This is a genomic window from Flavobacterium sp. JAS (assembly GCF_020991455.1).
Classification (GTDB): Bacteria; Bacteroidota; Bacteroidia; order Flavobacteriales; family Flavobacteriaceae; genus Flavobacterium.
The window spans coordinates 194301-211478 of sequence record NZ_JAJMOX010000009.1 but is presented as its reverse complement, the minus strand read 5'-3'; the positions used below and the strand labels follow the sequence as shown (position 1 = coordinate 211478).

General features: G+C 29.7%; 16 protein-coding genes. All 16 read right to left on the bottom strand.

Going from position 1 to position 17178, the window contains the following annotated elements:
- The 16 genes from LPB88_RS15275 to LPB88_RS15200 all read right to left on the bottom strand — a co-directional run bounded on the left by LPB88_RS15275 (nt 1) and on the right by LPB88_RS15200 (nt 17174).
- A complete protein-coding gene (locus LPB88_RS15275) occupies nt 1–1350 on the bottom strand; it encodes an O-antigen ligase (protein WP_230716527.1) in 1350 nt (449 codons plus the stop codon).
- Nucleotides 1351–2421, bottom strand: a complete 1071-nt coding sequence (locus tag LPB88_RS15270) for a glycosyltransferase (protein WP_230716526.1) — start codon at nt 2419–2421, stop codon at nt 1351–1353.
- On the bottom strand, nt 2418–3536 hold the full coding sequence (locus LPB88_RS15265; protein WP_230716525.1) for a glycosyltransferase: 1119 nt from the start codon (nt 3534–3536) through the stop codon (nt 2418–2420). Before LPB88_RS15265 ends, LPB88_RS15270 begins: the two co-directional genes overlap by 4 nt.
- 11 nt (nt 3537–3547) lie before the next feature.
- A complete protein-coding gene (locus LPB88_RS15260; protein ID WP_230716524.1) occupies nt 3548–4552 on the bottom strand; it encodes a glycosyltransferase in 1005 nt (334 codons plus the stop codon).
- 189 nt (nt 4553–4741) lie between these two features.
- Nucleotides 4742–5878, bottom strand: a complete 1137-nt coding sequence (locus LPB88_RS15255) for a glycosyltransferase family 4 protein (RefSeq protein ID WP_230716523.1) — start codon at nt 5876–5878, stop codon at nt 4742–4744.
- Nucleotides 5879–6529 (bottom strand): CatB-related O-acetyltransferase, encoded by a 651-nt coding sequence (locus LPB88_RS15250; protein ID WP_230716522.1) that lies wholly within the window; start codon nt 6527–6529, stop codon nt 5879–5881.
- A gap of 11 nt (nt 6530–6540) precedes the next feature.
- The gene (locus tag LPB88_RS15245) at nt 6541–7800 is read right to left on the bottom strand and encodes a CDP-glycerol glycerophosphotransferase family protein (RefSeq protein ID WP_230716521.1); all 1260 of its coding nucleotides are present in this window, start codon (nt 7798–7800) and stop codon (nt 6541–6543) included.
- 136 nt (nt 7801–7936) lie between these two features.
- Nucleotides 7937–8818, bottom strand: coding sequence for a hypothetical protein (locus tag LPB88_RS15240; protein ID WP_230716520.1), 882 nt, complete (start codon nt 8816–8818; stop codon nt 7937–7939).
- Nucleotides 8818–10251, bottom strand: coding sequence for an MBOAT family protein (locus LPB88_RS15235; RefSeq protein WP_230716519.1), 1434 nt, complete (start codon nt 10249–10251; stop codon nt 8818–8820). Before LPB88_RS15235 ends, LPB88_RS15240 begins: the two co-directional genes overlap by 1 nt.
- A 33-nt stretch (nt 10252–10284) precedes the next feature.
- Nucleotides 10285–11418, bottom strand: coding sequence for a UDP-N-acetylglucosamine 2-epimerase (gene neuC, locus LPB88_RS15230; protein WP_230716518.1), 1134 nt, complete (start codon nt 11416–11418; stop codon nt 10285–10287).
- Nucleotides 11411–12451 carry an N-acetylneuraminate synthase gene (gene neuB / locus LPB88_RS15225; protein WP_230716517.1) on the bottom strand — a complete coding sequence of 347 codons (1041 nt, stop codon included), beginning with the start codon at nt 12449–12451 and terminating at the stop codon, nt 11411–11413. Before neuB ends, neuC begins: the two co-directional genes overlap by 8 nt.
- 18 nt (nt 12452–12469) lie before the next feature.
- Complete coding sequence (locus tag LPB88_RS15220; RefSeq protein WP_230716516.1) at nt 12470–13132, bottom strand: cytidylyltransferase domain-containing protein; 663 nt, start codon at nt 13130–13132, stop codon at nt 12470–12472.
- A 28-nt stretch (nt 13133–13160) separates the two neighbouring features.
- Nucleotides 13161–14177: a glycosyltransferase gene (locus LPB88_RS15215; RefSeq protein ID WP_230716515.1), complete on the bottom strand. Its 1017-nt coding sequence runs from the start codon at nt 14175–14177 to the stop codon at nt 13161–13163.
- An 18-nt stretch (nt 14178–14195) separates the two neighbouring features.
- The gene (locus tag LPB88_RS15210) at nt 14196–15353 is read right to left on the bottom strand and encodes a glycosyltransferase (protein WP_230716514.1); all 1158 of its coding nucleotides are present in this window, start codon (nt 15351–15353) and stop codon (nt 14196–14198) included.
- Entirely contained in the window at nt 15350–16261 is a 912-nt protein-coding gene (locus LPB88_RS15205) for an alpha-1,2-fucosyltransferase (RefSeq protein WP_230716513.1), read from the bottom strand. The genes LPB88_RS15210 and LPB88_RS15205 overlap by 4 nt, the downstream gene beginning before the upstream one ends.
- A gap of 46 nt (nt 16262–16307) precedes the next feature.
- Nucleotides 16308–17174 (bottom strand): glycosyltransferase family A protein, encoded by an 867-nt coding sequence (locus tag LPB88_RS15200; protein WP_230716512.1) that lies wholly within the window; start codon nt 17172–17174, stop codon nt 16308–16310.
- Nucleotides 17175–17178 lie beyond the last annotated feature (4 nt).

The window sequence follows — 17178 nt, the reverse complement described above, 5'->3', positions numbered from 1 at the left end:
TTAATCGACCGAATTTTCTGCTTTTTCAGGAATTTTAATTTGTACTGAAAGAAGTGTCAAAGCGTACACAAAAGCTGGGGCGGCAATTCGCATCGCAGCGTGACTAATAGTTAAAAGCCAAAAAACATAAAATGATAAAAAATACAAATGGTGTCTGTTGTTAATATAAACTATAAATGGTGTAATAAGTAATATCAAAAGTCCAAAAATACCAAATAGACCGTGTTCACTAAGCATACGGGACATTTCGTTATGTGCAGCAACCTCTTGACCTAAATCTTCTTTTCGCAGTTCTTTTCCCATTCCCGCACCAACCCCCACAACTGGACTATCGATAAACAACTTATAATCAGCATCAATAATAGCTTCTCTACCACCTAAACGATCTTTTTTCACTCTTCCTCGTGCATCTTGATTAGCATATCTCTTTTCGATAAGTCCGCTAGTTTGCAAAGAAGTGTAGGTCCAAATTCCTAAAGTTATTAATCCCGTCAATATAAATACTAAGCTGACTTTAGTTCTACCCTTTCTATTCGAAAAGTAATAAATCAAAAATAATAAACACACAATCATAGAGGCACCAGCTATAACTCCGCCTCTTGAAAAGGTTACAATCGCACGATAACTAATAAAAATTAGTAGAAATCCATTTAAAATCACTTCTTTTTTAAATTTAGAGAACAAAAATAGCTGGGCAAAAAAGACAAACATTCCCAACCCTAAAATAGTCGAAACCTGGTTAGGCCCAAAACCACCAGATGTCTCAAAATTTGACTGAGTTCCTGTTACCACATCTTTTACACTTGGATTATATAAAAACAAATAAACAGCAGTTGTAATTATGGGAAACCCTATAGCCATTAAAATATTCTGTAAATCTGAAAACAAAATGCGCCTTTTAAACATAAACATAGCACTTATTGCCAAACAAAGTGGTCCAGATAAATTAAAAATAATTGCTTTTTTAACATCAACATTAAAATTTACTGTCTCAACTGTAACGACAATACCTGGAATTAATAGAAGTAAAAAGAATCCGTAAACAAGAGCATTAATAGAGAAGTTGTTATACATCATACCTACTAACATAAAAAAAATAATCAGCAGCTTTATATACTCATTGTTAAAATTACCGCCAGTCATACGTAAAAAAACTTCAACACCTACTAGGTATGCAGTAACAAACAAAACCTCATTATTTTTGTTTTTATTTTTTAAAACAATAAAAAAACCAATTATAGGAATTAAAAGCGCATAAATTTTAGCTAAAAAAGGTAATACAAAAACTACCAAAGCAATTAATGCATGAATTAAAATAAGAAAACTATACGAAAATGAAGTTTTTTTCATTTATTTCTTGTATTCTTGAATTAGCAATTCCATAACTTTTTCTTCTGAATAATATCTTGTAACAGATTGTTTTAAATTTCCTGATAACATTTTTCTTAACGTTCCATCTTGAGTTATTTTTTCAAGCTGAGATATTGCTTCTAAATTATTTTTGGGATTAAATAACAATCCACTAGACTCATTTTGGATAATTTCTGAGCAATAACCCACATTTGTAGACATAACTGCCAAATTAGCCAGCCCATACTCTAATAATGTAACAGGAAATCCTTCTTGAGTCGAAGCCAAAACACCAATAGAAGACTGTGACAAAATATACTTAATATCAGTTTTTTCACCATACAAATGTATATGATTTTTGAGTGAATTAAATTCTATAAACTTTTTTAATACATCTGAATAAAAATCTAGATAATCTTTCCCAATTAAATGTAAACTCCAACCAGATTCATTTAATTTCAAATCTAAAAAAGCTTTTAAAATAATAATATGATTTTTGGGATTCTTTAAATTGGCCAAAAATACAATTCGCTTACCTTCTGTCCCTTTAAGATTGGTTATTTTTTGATCTTCAACTGATTCAATAGTAAAATTAGGTATAAAAAAAACTTTTCTACACAGCATGTTTCTCTCACTCCATTCTTTTAATTGAAGATTAACAACTAAAATAGAATGAAAAAACAGTGATAAAAATATTAAAATTTTATTCTGTTTTATCGATTCTTTAGCTCTGGATCCGTAATGATCATGCCATATTACCTTAATTTTAGGTAAAGTTAGTTTTACCAAAACCGCAATAAAAAATGAAGAACCGTGGGCATGGACTATCTCAATTTTATTCTTAGAAATATATTTTCTTAATTTAAAAATAGCTTTAAAATCGATTATTTTCCTTTTCTCCAAAAACAGATAAGAAACATTTTCGCTAATGTCATTATATAATTGTCCTTCTTTTCTAGTTGTAATTAAACCTGAAAATATAATTTTTTTTGCCAGCGCATTAGCATAATTAACTGCCATACGTTCTGCTCCTCCAACTTCTAAAGTATCTATAATTTGAATAACTTTCATTTTACAAGCAACTTTTTAATTTCATCTTCAAAAAGATCAGACGTATATTTTTGTGACCATTGAACAGCCAAAATACTTTTATCTTTAAAAACATTTTCATCTTCTAAAATATTTTCTATATAAAAAACATCTTTGCTTAGATCCATTTCCAACAAAACGCCCCTATTGCCATAATCTAGCATATACGGAACGCATGATACCTTTGTAGCGATGGGAACACATCCCCAAAACATACCTTCAGCGATTGCTTTTGGCCAACCCTCACTTCTAGAGGGTAAAATGACAAAATGATTTTTTTGATAAGCTTTTTTCACAATTTCTTTATTTTGATTTCCATGTAGGACAACAAAATTTTCAAGTTGATTTTCTTTAATATATCGTTCTAAAAAAATCCTCTCTTTCCCTTCTCCATATAGATTCAGGACTACATTTTTGCCTTTTTCAACTAATTTCTGAATTAACCTCACAGCATACATTGGATCTTTTCCTGAAACTAAACTTCCTACAAAAATGAATTCTATAATTGAATCTAAACTTGTTTTTTCAATTACTCTTTTTTCTGTTTGTGAATATGTTGCAGTAAAAAAAGGTTTAATATTTTTAGATTGATTTTCCCATTCTCCATAAACCAAAACTTTCATATTACGAGTAAGAAATCTATTACTCAAAATTCGTTTTTGCAAATTATATGTCCATGGTTGTTCACTACAAGAATCCCAGTTACCTGCATATTTAGCAGTTTTAATTTTATTTGGAAAAAGTATTTGAATCAAACATCCCAACAAACCCATATTTCCAGGACATCGCAAATGAATATGATCTGCCTTTTTCATCACCCAAAATATGCTCCAGAAAATAACTGGAACTTTAAAAAATGAATAGAGACTATTTCTAAAATTGGTAAAACTGAAATCAGATACAACCCTAAAATCAATTTTTTTATAATTATAATGATCATCAATAGCACTTGGAACACTCTTTTGTAAAGGCGCAACAATGATTAATTCATCTACATGTTTTAACCAAATATTCATTTCTCTTACATAAGGTCCATAACCAAAATATTTATTCTCACTTTTAATATGCTTAACATGTGTTATTACAGCAAATTTCATAAATTTTGGCACTAAATTATGTTCTCAATAATATTCATTATTCTTTTAATGTAATTTTGCGGATGTAAATGAGCGTTGCTCCATTTTAAATTATTCTCTCCCATTTTTAAGTATCTTTTTCCTTCAAGCAAATATTCAATTTTTTCAGGTAGCTCTAAATAAGAATTACGATTTTCAACCTTTTCATAATTGAGATGTTCTTCAAAATTATTTAAAGTTATTTTTACAGGAGTAGTTATAACTGCCTTTCCAAATAACAAATACTCACCAATTTTCCACCCTGGCGTATCTTTTAAACCATCGTCTGCAATACCAATATCTGCATGTTTTAAAGATTTGAAATACTCTTTTTTAGATGTACTTTTTAAATTCAGCAAAATATCCGGAGCTATTTTTTTTGATAATTCATCTGGAAATAAACCCACAGAAACATTTTTAAAGTTACTCTTTATAATTCTGCAAGCTTCAATACGGAATTCATTTTGATTTTCTCTTCTGCTTTTTTCCTCAAAATCAGAATGATTATCTGGATTCCACAATCTTGTATGAAAAATTATCTTTCCGTTATTATCTAAACCATCTTTAGGAAAACTTCTTATATCCATCGCATTATGCGATAAATTTGTAAATAAATTAAAATAATCCATCGCACGAATTACTTCAACTCTATTTCTGGTATTTAATAAATCTTTAAAATGAAATTTTGGCAAGATATTTATTGTCTTAAATGAAAAATTAACTTGAAAATTAAGTGGATGTACATTTTCATATTGATCCGTAAACATAAATGATCTTTTAAAATAAAAATCATATTGCTTTGGATTATCAATAAATACAATATTATCTGAATAATCAAAAAATATCTTGTATTTATTAACATAAAGGATTGCCCCTGCAACAGCAATTTTACAATTAAAAGCAATATCAAAATTTTCATCATTTTCATTACAATGAAACAATAATGAATAAATTAACATATTGTGATGAGATGTCCAACAAGGCAGCTCTAGTTTCATTTAAAGCAAATTTTAATCATTATATTTTTTTTGAAATTCTTAAAAAATCTTATTTAATTTAAATCATTTTCATTCATTTAGAGATCACATCTAAAATCAAATCGTTCCACTTCTTTCATCTTAAAATTATTTTCTCGTTTCTCACATTTTTTTAATCTAATAACGAGTATACCTGTTTCTTCAAAAGAATTACATTTTATAAAAATTAATATTTTGAAAAACAATATTTCTTAATCCATATTTTTCAAGGACAACCTGTCTGGCAATTTTACCAATTTTTTTTGCTTTTTCTTTATTAGAGAGGGCCCAAATAATTTTTTCAGCAATATCGTTAGGATTGTAGGGATCGCACAACAACCCCGTTTCATAATCTTTTATTGCTTCTGGTCCGGGACCTAATTTTGTAAAAATGACAATTTTTTCCATAGCCATCGCCTCGGGAGCCACTAAACCTTGAGTCTCCATGTGAGAAGGAAAAACACAAACCTCTGCACAAGCATACACTAAAGGAATACTGACATAAGAAACACTTCCGTGAAAGTGAACATCGTTCATTATTTCTCCTAATTTTAGCAATTCTTTTTCTTTCAACATTTGTATATATGAACTTCCATCAGGAAAAAACCAATCTCGTCCATAAATTTCAAGAGTTGCATCAGGGAATTCTTTTTTTACAATTGGAAACGCTTGTATTAATTGTCGGATGCCTTTCTTTTCACATACTGTTCCTGCAAAAACAATTCTATTTCTTATTTCGTTTTCCCCCGTTGGTTTAAAAAACTCTATATCTATTGGATTACTAATGTAAGCTATTGGCTTGTTATTATAATCTAAATATTTTCCAGTATGATTTTTAACATAATGAGAAACAGCAATAAACGCATCGCTTTTACTAAAAGATCTTTTTTCTTGAAACCCCTTCCATTTATTAATTTGCCTGTTCTCACTCTCAGCAAAAAAATGATGACCGCCATGAAGCCGAATTACATATTTAATCTTTTTAATTTTTCGGATAAATGCTAAACCCAGTTCAGATGACTCCACAATGTCTATCGAACTCAGCCCATGTATCTCCTTTATTTTTTTATTGATCGCTTTAAAATTAAAATACCAAGAAAAAACCTTAATAGTGCTCCTTTTTATGCGATAAACATTTACACCTTCAACAACTTCATTTTCATCGTTTAGAGTGTAGTTAATTCCAATTACCGATACTTTTATCCCATTTTTAACTAATGCTCCAGCCAGCGTTTTAACAAAACTACCAATTCCGCCATGTGGGAATCCTTCTTTAGGATATTCGTTTATTAAGAAACAGATATGCATTTATATATTCTTCTTGATAAAAATATCTATTGGTAAATAGAAATCATTAACGTTACTTTTTATTTTCTCTATAGGCCAATCCCACCACTTAATTTTATTTAATGTTTCAATATTTTCCTGACTATGTTTGAATTTTATTATTTTACATGGAACACCACCGGCAACTGCATAATCTGGAATATCATTAGAAACTACTGCGCCAGCTAATATCGTTACCCCGTTTCCAACTTTTACTCCAGGTAGAATAGTAACGTTCATTCCTATCCAAACATCATTTCCGATAATTATATTACTCTTTTCAGGTTTTAATTTTTCTTTAATATCGCAAACTTTATAAGCAATATTTTTAATTATTATCTCATCATTTTTTTCTAAAATTTCATGAAACAACGGAAAAGAAGTAACCTGGCTTTCTGTATGGTAACCTGAATCACAAATAAAATTTACATCGTTAGCAATCGAACAATACTTACCAATTTGTAAACTGGAATTGTTAAACCATCTCCAAACGAACGCTCCATTATCATAAGTTTTATCTCCAACAACAGCCCATTTTGCATCTTTTAAGTAGGTACTATTTTTACCTCTTAAATAGGTGTAATAATTAATTCCTAATATGCGCCACAGAAACTTTCTTATATGTTTTATCATTTCTTTTTCTTTTAGAACTGACTCAATATCTTTGAGATATTAAGTGATGCGTTAAGGCCTTTTCTTTCAACAACAATATCAAACCATTTCATTAAGCTTTGCGTAGAATTCCAGTGTTTTTTATGAATTATTTTATCAATAATTTCTTCTTTACTATTCAACCAAATAACCGCATCTTGCTTAGGCATACTTTTAAAATGCTGAAATTGATAAATCGTTTTTACAGACCAGTTCTGAACATTTTTCTTCACTTGGTCATAATTAATAAACACACATGGTTTATTAAACATCCCAAAATCAAACGCCATCGTAGATCCCACATTCACAACTACATCCGAGTAAAAAGCAGTACTTACCAATAACTTCACATCTTCTAATGATGGATAAACCGCACTCCACTCTTTTGATTTGCTAAAATACCACAAAGGAGAAGCTTCTTTGATTAAATCTCCATACTCCTCTACAACATTATCAAATCTACCAGAAAAATCTACGGGACAACGTCGGAGTAAAATTTGATAATCATTCTGTAAATTCCCTTTTACAAATTCTTCAGCAATATCTTTTAGATAGCTTGGATCATCAGGAGATGTTTTAGTATCATCACCTGAGAAGCAAATTATTTTTTTATTTAAATCTAAATTATATCTCTTATAAAAGGTTTCCTTATCAATAATATTACTTTTATCCTGATAAAATTCAAATTGAGGAGTTCCGGTAACATGAATTGAATCTGAAGAAATTTCAGGATAATATAATTCTAATTCCTTTTTCATATAATCAGACCAGACCAAATAATTATCAGCTCTTAAAGCAAGACGAGCTTTTGGCAAATTATCCCAAGAATAAATTACTGTTGACGTTTTAATATCTAAATCTGCTGCTGCAGCAAATATTGAAGCTGCATTTAAGGCCCTTTGATGTGAACAGAAAATAACATTGGGCTTTGTTTTCTGTAAAATCTCTTTTACTTCTTTATAAAAAGAATTCTGACGAAGAGCATCTTGATACCTTTTTTCTAACTTTAAAATTCTATCATAAGAACTAAAAAATGGAGTGCTTTTTTCAATTAACTTATAAAAGACTTTTTTTGAAAATGACTTCTGATTCCAATTCCAATTGGTTAATAAAGTTGGATTATTTATTTTTTTATGATTATAATAAAGTCTGGAAAGACAAATTAATTCTCGTAAAAACTTCTCCTTAACAGATTCTTTATACTCAGGAATTGTAACTTCATCATTAATGAGAGTATTTTGTTTAATAGCCAATATAGTCTCCGAATCAAAATTATGAAACAAGATTAAATCCTCCTTTATATTTTTAAAAACATTAGAATATAAATAATTTCTAATGCCAACGCCGTCTGGAAACAACAATAAAATCTTACTTTTCTCCATATAAAATTTATTCCCTAAAAAAATCATTCAAAATTCTAGCCGTAAATATCCTTGAACCAGTATCGGTCATATGTCCGCAAGAAGAAAAATATTGATCTTCAACAACAACATTTTCATAATTATGGATTTCAGGATAAGCTTTTTGAACTTTTCTGAAATAATTCATACCAATAACATTTTCGCACATTGGTGTCATTACGGCAATAAAATTAATATGATTGGCTCTGCATATACCTTTAATTTCTTCATAGTATCTATTGTGTGGCAACGGATTTAAATTAACAATATTATTTTTCATATTACCATTTTTATGTTTTTGCAATGGATAATATCCCAAATTATCTAAAGTATTTGTTTTATCATTTTTTAATACTTTATAAACTTCTCTAAAACCAATTTTAGCATCATATTTTATATATCTATAAAATGGAATATAATAAAGCTCTTTAAAATCTTTTTGTGATGCGAAATGATCTCTTATTACTATCGAATTATGAATATATGGTAAAAATTTTGCAGAAACTCCTTCAGACTCTTTATCATTAGACAAATTTAAATCAGCTTCAAGAATAACATTTTTAATTTCATATTTTCTTTCAACCATTAATTTTAACATCAATGAAGCTTCAAACAAATGTCCGCCACTCATTCCATAATTAAACGTTTTCAGACCTTTGTCTTCAAACATTTGAGCAACAAAATGATTATTAGCACGAGATGAACCTAAAATAACTACATCATATTTTTGACCATTAGAATTAAAAACTTTTTCGATTTTCCCTCTATTTTTAGATTGCAAAAAAGCGTAAGTGTAAAGTCCATCAAGTAAAACAGCTGTCAAAAATACAATGACTAGAATCTTAAATGCGTAAATTAAAAACTGTTTCATTAAAATTGAAAATATATAAATTCTTTATAATCTGAAAAGGTTCCAAAAGCCAAAATTGCTGCAATTGCCAAAGCGACTTTTAGCATATTCTTTTTACCAGAAAGAGGTTCTACTCTTGTTCTATTATTCCATTCAACCAAAACAAAAAGACCTATTAAAAGGAGTAATTCATAACTATAACGCTCATTGTCTAAATATTGAAAACTAAAATCTCTATTTGTAGCAATACGTTTTAAATATAAAACTGCATCAGTAATTGTTTTTGCTCTAAAGAAAACCCAAGCGATACATGTCAATGAAAAAGTATATAAAATACTTAGTCCTACTTTAATTGAATCAAAATTAAATTTTAACTTGATTGTATCCATATTATTACGGTTGCTATTTGATAAAAGCAATGGCAAAAAATAAACTGCATTTATGAACCCCCAAACAATGTATGTCCAATTTGCTCCATGCCAAAATCCGCTGACTACAAATATGATAAATGTATTTCTGATTTTCATCCAGATTCCACCTTTGCTTCCACCTAAAGGGATATATAAGTAATCTCGAAACCATGAAGAGAGAGAAATGTGCCAACGACGCCAAAACTCTGCTATATCCCTTGAAAAATAAGGATAATTAAAATTTCGTAGCAAATCTAGACCAAACAGCTTGGAAACTCCTAACGCAATATCTGAATATCCTGAAAAATCACCATAAATTTGAAAAGCAAAATATACTGCACCTAAAATAAGTGAGAAAGAATTCATTGAAGTATAATTATCAAAAATGGCATTGGCATAAGTAGCGCAAGTATCTGCTATAACTACTTTTTTAACCAATCCCCAAATGATTTGGTAAACACCTTCTTTGGCTTTTTGTAAATCAAATTCTCGTTTTACTTTTATTTCTGGCAATAAATGAGTTGCTCTTTCTATTGGCCCTGCAACTAATAGTGGAAAATAACTCACAAATAAAGAATAATCTACAAAATTATATTCCGCTTTTATTCGTTTGTAATAAATATCAATTACATATGATAATCCGTGAAAAGTATAAAATGAAATTCCAACCGGAAGAATTACATTTAGTAAAATAGGACTTGCCTCTACTCCAACTGAATTTAATAAATCAGCGAAAGACGAAGCAAAAAAGTTATAATATTTAAAAATTCCTAAGAAACCTAAATTGACTACAATACTAAGCCAAAACCAGAATTTTTGGCTTTTCTCTGACTTACTTTTTTCAATTTGAATTCCTGTATAATAATCTAAAAAAGTTGAAAAAACCAACAGAAAAAGAAATCTCCAATCCCAACAAGAATAGAAATAATAACTAGCAACTATAAGTAATGCATTTTGTGTGTTTTTAGTTTTATTAAAAACAAACCAATACAAGAAAAAAACGATTGGCAAAAAAATAGCAAAAGCTATGGAATTAAAGAACATAAGTAGTTAAAGTGGTATTGATAAAAAAGAAAATTATATATCTCGAAATTGTTTTTGGTGATTAAGTTGCCAAATATCGTTTTTCTTAAGCGACTGCAAAAATAATTCGTTACTATTCCCTTTACCAAAATCATTTAGAGAAGTCTGAACCTTGTGTGAATTTATTATTGAAAGAGCTCCTCTTATTTCTTTTTCGGAATAGTCAACATTGATAATATCAGCATGAACAGCTCTATTTTGCTGGCGAGTCCCGATATTAATAATTGGAATTCCATAATACGGAGCTTCACGAATTCCCGCACTACTATTCCCAATTATAAATTGACTATTTTTTAATAACGTTAAAAAATATTCAAATCGAAGAGATGGGAAAATTCTGAATCTTATATTATTTTTTAATTTATCAAATTCATCTATTATAAATTGACTTCCTAAATCATTATTCGGAAAAATAACTACATAATTATTATTATCCTTTGACAGGCAATTCACAAAAGTGCTTGCGTACTCCTTCATCGAATTAAATTCAGTCGTTACTGGATGAAACATCACTATTGCATAATTTTCGAAGGAAATTCCATAATATTTCCTAGCATCTTCTAAATCGGGCAGATTGTTAGAAAACATAATGTCAATATCAGGCGAGCCAATTGTAAAAACGGATTCTTTTATTTCGCCCATCTGAAGTAGTCTTTTTGCTGCTTGCTCATTCGATGCAAAATGTATATGACTTAGTTTAGTTACACTATGTCGAATTAACTCATCTACGGTTCCTGAAACCTCACCTCCTTCAATATGCGCAACTAAAATATTATTTAATGATCCTACAATAGCTCCCGCAAGTGTTTCAACACGGTCACCATGCACAACAATCATATCTGGGTTTATATTTTTGCAATAATTTGAGAGCCCTTCAATGGTTCTTGCCAAGGTTAAATCCATTGTAGTTTCATGGGTATGATTTTCAAATGTAAAAACATTCTTAAAATTACAACGTTCTATTTCTATTAATGTATAGCCATAAAGCTCTTGTAAATGCATTCCGGTAACAAAAACAAAAACTTCAAAGTCTTGATCTTGCTCAAGCGTTTGAATCAAGGATTTTATTTTACCAAAATCGGCACGAGTACCTGTAAGAAATAGGATTTTTTTTATATTACTACTCAAAATCAATAAAATCTAATTGCTCATCATTTTCAATATCTCTGACCGCTTCTTTTCCAATTAAATCGTTAAAATGTTCTGCCAGAATTTTTCCTGTACCTGGTCTTTTTACCCAAATATTCTCTTTGGATAGTTTCTCGCCTTTTTTAATTGGTTTTATAGCGCAAACTGTCGCAAAAGCAAAATCAATAGTAACCTGTTCTTCAAGAGCAGGTTTCTTTGTTCCGCCGCGCATTAATGCAATTTCAACACTTGCAACAATCAATTCACCGCAAGCCTTTTCGTCCATGCTGCAAACAATATCCGGGCCACTTCGCTGCATGTGATCTGTAAAATGTCTTTCTAAAATACTTGCTCCAAGCGCAACAGCTCCTAAACAGGCATTATTATTTAGTGTGTGGTCACTTAACCCAAAAACTTTATCTGGAAAAGCCTGATGCAGTTCGACCATCGCACCAAAACGTACCAGATGAATTGGAGTTGGATATAAATTCGTCGTGTGTAGTAAAGCAACTGGAATATTATATTTGTCAAAAATCGCAACGGCTTTTTGAATGCTTTCAATAGTATTCATACCTGTACTCAAAATTACAGGTTTGCCAAAAGAAGCAATATGTTCTAATAATGGATAGTTATTACACTCGCCTGAACCAATCTTATATGCCGGAATATCAAATTTATTTAATCGTTCCGCAGCAGCGCGAGAAAAAGGTGTCGAAATAAAAATCATGCCTTTACTTTCTACATAATTTTTAAGTTCAAGTTCTTCTTCTTCATTTAAAGAACAACGCTCCATAATTTCATAAATCGAAACATCAGCATTGCCAGGAATAACTTTTTTTGCAGCTCCAGACATTTCATCTTCTACAATATGTGTTTGATGTTTCACTACCTCAACTCCTGCTCTTTGTGCGGCATCAACCATTTCTTTGGCTACTTGTAAAGAACCTTCATGATTAATACCAATTTCGGCAATAACTAACGGTGGAAAATCTGGTCCTATTTTACGGCCGGCAATTTCTATATATTGATTCATTTTTATTGTATTCGGGGTTTATTTTTTTTGATACAAATACGCTGCATAATCAAAATCGTCAAACGTATCAATATCAACATGTGCAAAAATATGATTTACTTCGAATGGGAAAGCATTTTCTGAAATAATTATATCATTCAGAATTAGAGATGCTTTTGTTATATATAACAATCCATTTTCAAAAAAAAGTGGTTCTAAATCCTGACTTCTTTGTCCTATGGAATAGTTAAATGGAATAAACTTATGAGCTTTTATTTTACCAAGCTTTTGATGATTTCGTGAAACCGTAAACAAACTGTCATAATTTTCTTTTTCATAGAAATCAAAAGCTTCTTTTAATAAACCCTCTGGACGCAATGGATTTGTTGCCTGTAATAAAATAATATTTTCAACATTAGGCTCAATACATTCCAATACGTGTTTTAAAGCCGAAACTGTAGGTTCTAAATCTCCAGAAATGGAGGCTGGCCGATCGATAACTTTAGCACCAAACTGCAAGGCTATTTTTTTTATATCATCGTTGTCTGTCGAAACATAAACCTCATCAATTATCGTATCATTATGTTGCGCATACAAAATCGAGTGGGCCAATAAAGGCAACTCTCCTAACATTTGTATGTTTTTACCAGGAAGCCGTTTTGATCCGCCCCGAACAGGAATTATAGCTATGGTTTTATACATAAATACTATGTTTGTTAATTAGTGATTATCACAAGTAAATTCGAGCCTCATCTGGGGTCAACCCTTTTTGAATTAAGAACTTTCTAAGTATTTTTTTATTTAAAATAAATCTTCCGAAAATTTTATTTTTAATCAGATAGGCTAATTTAGATTCCGCTTGCACGGAACTTAATTGAAAAGTACTTTCTTCTTTAGATGGCCTTAATCTGGAAACCTCATTGTACATCCATTCTTCCACAACATTCCCCATGTGATAAGTATAATTGTCTGCTGTAGATAATCTCCAAAATCCTTTCTCTATAACTGGAATATCAAACAAATCATCGCTTCCTCCTCCTAAAACGTATTCTGTATGTCGGCTTTTTAAAACATTAAAAATATCTGCTCTATATGTTACAACAAAATGTCCAGCTCCAACTACTGCAAGTTGATTATTATTAGATATCGTTAAATGTTTTCTTAATTGAACCTCGTTATAAAAATCATAATGACCTATACTTGTCCCAAACTTCCTTAAAGCATCTGGATTAATTACTGTTTTGAACCGCATCCTTTTTGAAAACAAAAAATTCCAGTACAAATTTGCTGTATGAGTTCGCAACATTCTAGATGAAGGTGTTGGACATACCGCACCTGCTCTGGAAAAATTTTCAAATACATTATATGTTTCTTCCTGCCATCCTTCTAAAAAAAGAACATCGGCGTCTGCTGTAGTTATCAGATCAAAATTTTGACCTGTTATTCCTTTCAGCATTGCATTTATGTAACCTATATTTGTAACATGAATAAGTTCGTGTATTTTCTTCTCATTGTACAAATTATCCAAGTACTCTATAACTAATTTACTACTTCCATTATTTACAATCGTAATATATGTTTTTTTGTGACAAGTTCGAAATAATGATGTTAAACAAAGCTTTAATATTTCAAAACTGTCTTTAAAATATCCTTCTTGATCTGGAATATAAACAGGAATAACTATATGATGAGAAAAAACATTCCGCTCTTGTGACTTATCTTTATTTGGATTAAAACCTACTCGCATTTTTTAATCATTTTAAAATTAGAATGTATTATTCTCTATCCCTGCTTCAACTTTCTTATATAAAGCTACTATCTTTTGTTGATTTACATTATAATCTAATTTCTCCAAGGCAATTTTTTTATTAAGCCGACATCCTTCTTCTCTCATTTTCTCTTTTTCAATTGCTTCCAAAATTAAATTTGAAATAGATTCAACATCTTCTGGATCATTAATTAAAAACCCATTTACGCCATGCTCAATAATTTCAGCAGAGGCGTTTCCCGGATTAGATTGAATTGGAAAAGCTTCCATAATAATGGCTTCCAGCAATGTATTTGGCATACCATCTGAAATATTGTTTCCGATATACAAAAACGATTTCCCTATCAATTCCATTGTTTGCTGATGAGATAAATCATGACGTCCATATACTGTATAATTTAAATTATTAACAGCAACATAATTTTGAACTACAGCATGAGCTCCAAAAATAACGACATCATATTCGGTAATTTTTCCTGTTAATCTCTCTAAGGCTTTGATTATATTTATTGCTCTCCCAAAAATATTTTGATAGCCTTTGACTAAAATTATTTTTCTATCCTTATTGGGTAGTTTATAAACCTCGAGTTCATTTATTTTAAATCCGCCACCTGTCGGAATTACCTCTAAAGTTGTTCCTTTAAAACCTAATTTAAAAGCAATTGGATAGTCTCGTTGACAATCGGCATGCATATAATCAACTCGCTTTAAAACTTCTTTGATTCTATTTTTATGATATGGAATATTTTGAAAATAAAACAAATCATTTCCCCAACACGAATATATCCACTTTATTTCTGGATATTTATTCATAGTCTTGACTATTGGGTAAGTAACAGCCTGCATTTCAAAACTATGTATAACATCTGGTTTTATTTCTTTAATAACTTTTTCGAGAGCTTCATTTTCAGTAACCTCCATGAAAGAGCGAATTGAGCTGTATAAATTTGGCATTTTTTTTGACAACCAATACTCCCCTTTTATATAAGGTAATTTTCTTTTTTTCCAGTCGCTAATCTGGTTAACCGTCTCAAGAGTATCTATTTTTCCTCGATTTGAAATATCAAACCAATATAAATGATGTCCGGAATTTTTCAAATTTTCAATCCATCGAATAGAGTGTATAGAATGCATTGAAATTAAAAGGATTTTCATGTGAAAATTGTTTTTTTAATTTTTACTATTATTTTCTTGATCAAATGAATAGTTTTATTTGTTGTTAAGAATAAGAAATCTATCAATTGTGCATAAAGATCTTGAATAAATAATTTAAAGTTCTTAAGCTCTTTATTGTTTTTTCTATAATCAAATAAAAGCCATCTTTCGGGGAAAAAATCTTTGTCATTATTTAGTCTTGCATATTTACCTCTAAAGTTTTTCAGTGGTCTTATAATTTTACTGTTCTCTTTTTCGCCAAGCCAAGCAAGCCACCATGAAAATGTAGAGTTACTAATTATAAAATCCTCACCTTGAGAACCTAAAGCTAGTTGTTCTATTGCTGAAAGATTTTCTACAAAAATTGCATTTTTAAGAAATTTAAAATGACTTTTACAATAATTTATATTGTCACTCATAAAAATCAAATTTCGATCCTTCCAATCAGGAAAATTATTCGTTAAAGCAAGAAAATAATAAGAATTTGATAATTGATAATAATTAGGGTGATTTACAAAGTCACCACGTCTTACAGATATAAAGATAGGTTTGTTTATATACAAATATTTATACTTATCAAGTAATGGTTTTAAAAAATCATCATTAAACTTAAATATCTTTTTAGTCGTTTCAACATCAAAATACTTCTCTGATTGCAAAGCACCATTTATATCATAATCTTGATTACCAATTTCCCAATCATGATATTGATAGCTGTTTTCAACAATCTGAATTAACTTTTTATTTTTATCTTGCTTTGGCAATTTATATTCAAAATATTCTGAATATGGCCATTCTGGAAATGAAAACTCTCTATTATGTTTTATAGCTAAACCGATAGTAGATGAAATTTGAAACAATTGATTTCCTAAGTTTCCTTTCCTCCCCAAACTATTAAATACAAACATTTATTCTAAATTCATTTTAAATTTTATCACCTTACGAATAATTAAATTATTTATTTTTTATGTTTAAAAGAATAAATATACATTTCTTTAAAACCCTTAATGGACTTAAAAAAAAATGGCCTAACTTATAATCAATAGATTTCAACCTTTTAATTTCATTTGCTTTATATTTCAAGGTAGCCTTTTGTAAAAACTCTATTGTTTTATCAAAATCTCTTATATATAGTTCTTTATGTTTATTCAATATATATCTATGGTTTTCCTCAATGTACGAATTTGTAATTGTCTGAAGCATTGATCCTTCTTTTTTTCTATAATTGAATAAGAATTCTTCAATAGTATGAACTCTCCAATTATGCTTTGTCACTGAAATCCAAAATTCCCAATCTTCATATCCCTTTTTCATATTTTCGTCATAACCACCTGCATCCAGCCAGCACTTTTTTCGGAATAGTGAGTTTGCTGCTGTATTAGTTTTAAACAAAAAATCATCAATATTACCACCACTAGGGTAGTTTTTATGTACTATTTTATAATTATCCTCAAAATAATTTGTAAAACAACCTACAACTCCAACTTCAAGATCTGAGTTTAGAATGTGCACTGCTTTTTCTAAAAAGGAATTTTCAAAAAAATCATCCGCATCTAAAGTCAAAATATATTCGCCGTTTGCATTTGCAATACCAACATTTCTAGCTGCACTTAAACCTTTATTTTCTTGAGTAATTAGCTTTATTTTTTCATGATTAATACTCGCTAAAACCTTTTTTGTAGCTTCATCAGATCCATCATCTATAATAATAACTTCAATATGTTCATAGGATTGATTTAAAGCTGAATTGACACTTTCTTGAATATAGTCTTTATCATTATAACACGGTATAACAATTGAAACTAATTTGATATTTTCCACTTTA

What these genes read in the sequence shown, in the direction of transcription:
- LPB88_RS15275 (WP_230716527.1), bottom strand. Translation starts at nt 1,350, where the DNA reads ATGAAAAAAACTTCATTTTCGTATAGTTTTCTTATTTTAATTCATGCA.
- LPB88_RS15270 (WP_230716526.1), bottom strand. Translation starts at nt 2,421, where the DNA reads ATGAAAGTTATTCAAATTATAGATACTTTAGAAGTTGGAGGAGCAGAA.
- LPB88_RS15265 (WP_230716525.1), bottom strand. Translation starts at nt 3,536, where the DNA reads ATGAAATTTGCTGTAATAACACATGTTAAGCATATTAAAAGTGAGAAT.
- LPB88_RS15260 (WP_230716524.1), bottom strand. Translation starts at nt 4,552, where the DNA reads ATGAAACTAGAGCTGCCTTGTTGGACATCTCATCACAATATGTTAATT.
- LPB88_RS15255 (WP_230716523.1), bottom strand. Translation starts at nt 5,878, where the DNA reads ATGCATATCTGTTTCTTAATAAACGAATATCCTAAAGAAGGATTCCCA.
- LPB88_RS15250 (WP_230716522.1), bottom strand. Translation starts at nt 6,529, where the DNA reads ATGATAAAACATATAAGAAAGTTTCTGTGGCGCATATTAGGAATTAAT.
- LPB88_RS15240 (WP_230716520.1), bottom strand. Translation starts at nt 8,818, where the DNA reads ATGAAACAGTTTTTAATTTACGCATTTAAGATTCTAGTCATTGTATTT.
- LPB88_RS15235 (WP_230716519.1), bottom strand. Translation starts at nt 10,251, where the DNA reads ATGTTCTTTAATTCCATAGCTTTTGCTATTTTTTTGCCAATCGTTTTT.
- neuB (WP_230716517.1), bottom strand. Translation starts at nt 12,451, where the DNA reads ATGAATCAATATATAGAAATTGCCGGCCGTAAAATAGGACCAGATTTT.
- LPB88_RS15220 (WP_230716516.1), bottom strand. Translation starts at nt 13,132, where the DNA reads ATGTATAAAACCATAGCTATAATTCCTGTTCGGGGCGGATCAAAACGG.
- LPB88_RS15215 (WP_230716515.1), bottom strand. Translation starts at nt 14,177, where the DNA reads ATGCGAGTAGGTTTTAATCCAAATAAAGATAAGTCACAAGAGCGGAAT.
- LPB88_RS15210 (WP_230716514.1), bottom strand. Translation starts at nt 15,353, where the DNA reads ATGAAAATCCTTTTAATTTCAATGCATTCTATACACTCTATTCGATGG.
- LPB88_RS15205 (WP_230716513.1), bottom strand. Translation starts at nt 16,261, where the DNA reads ATGTTTGTATTTAATAGTTTGGGGAGGAAAGGAAACTTAGGAAATCAA.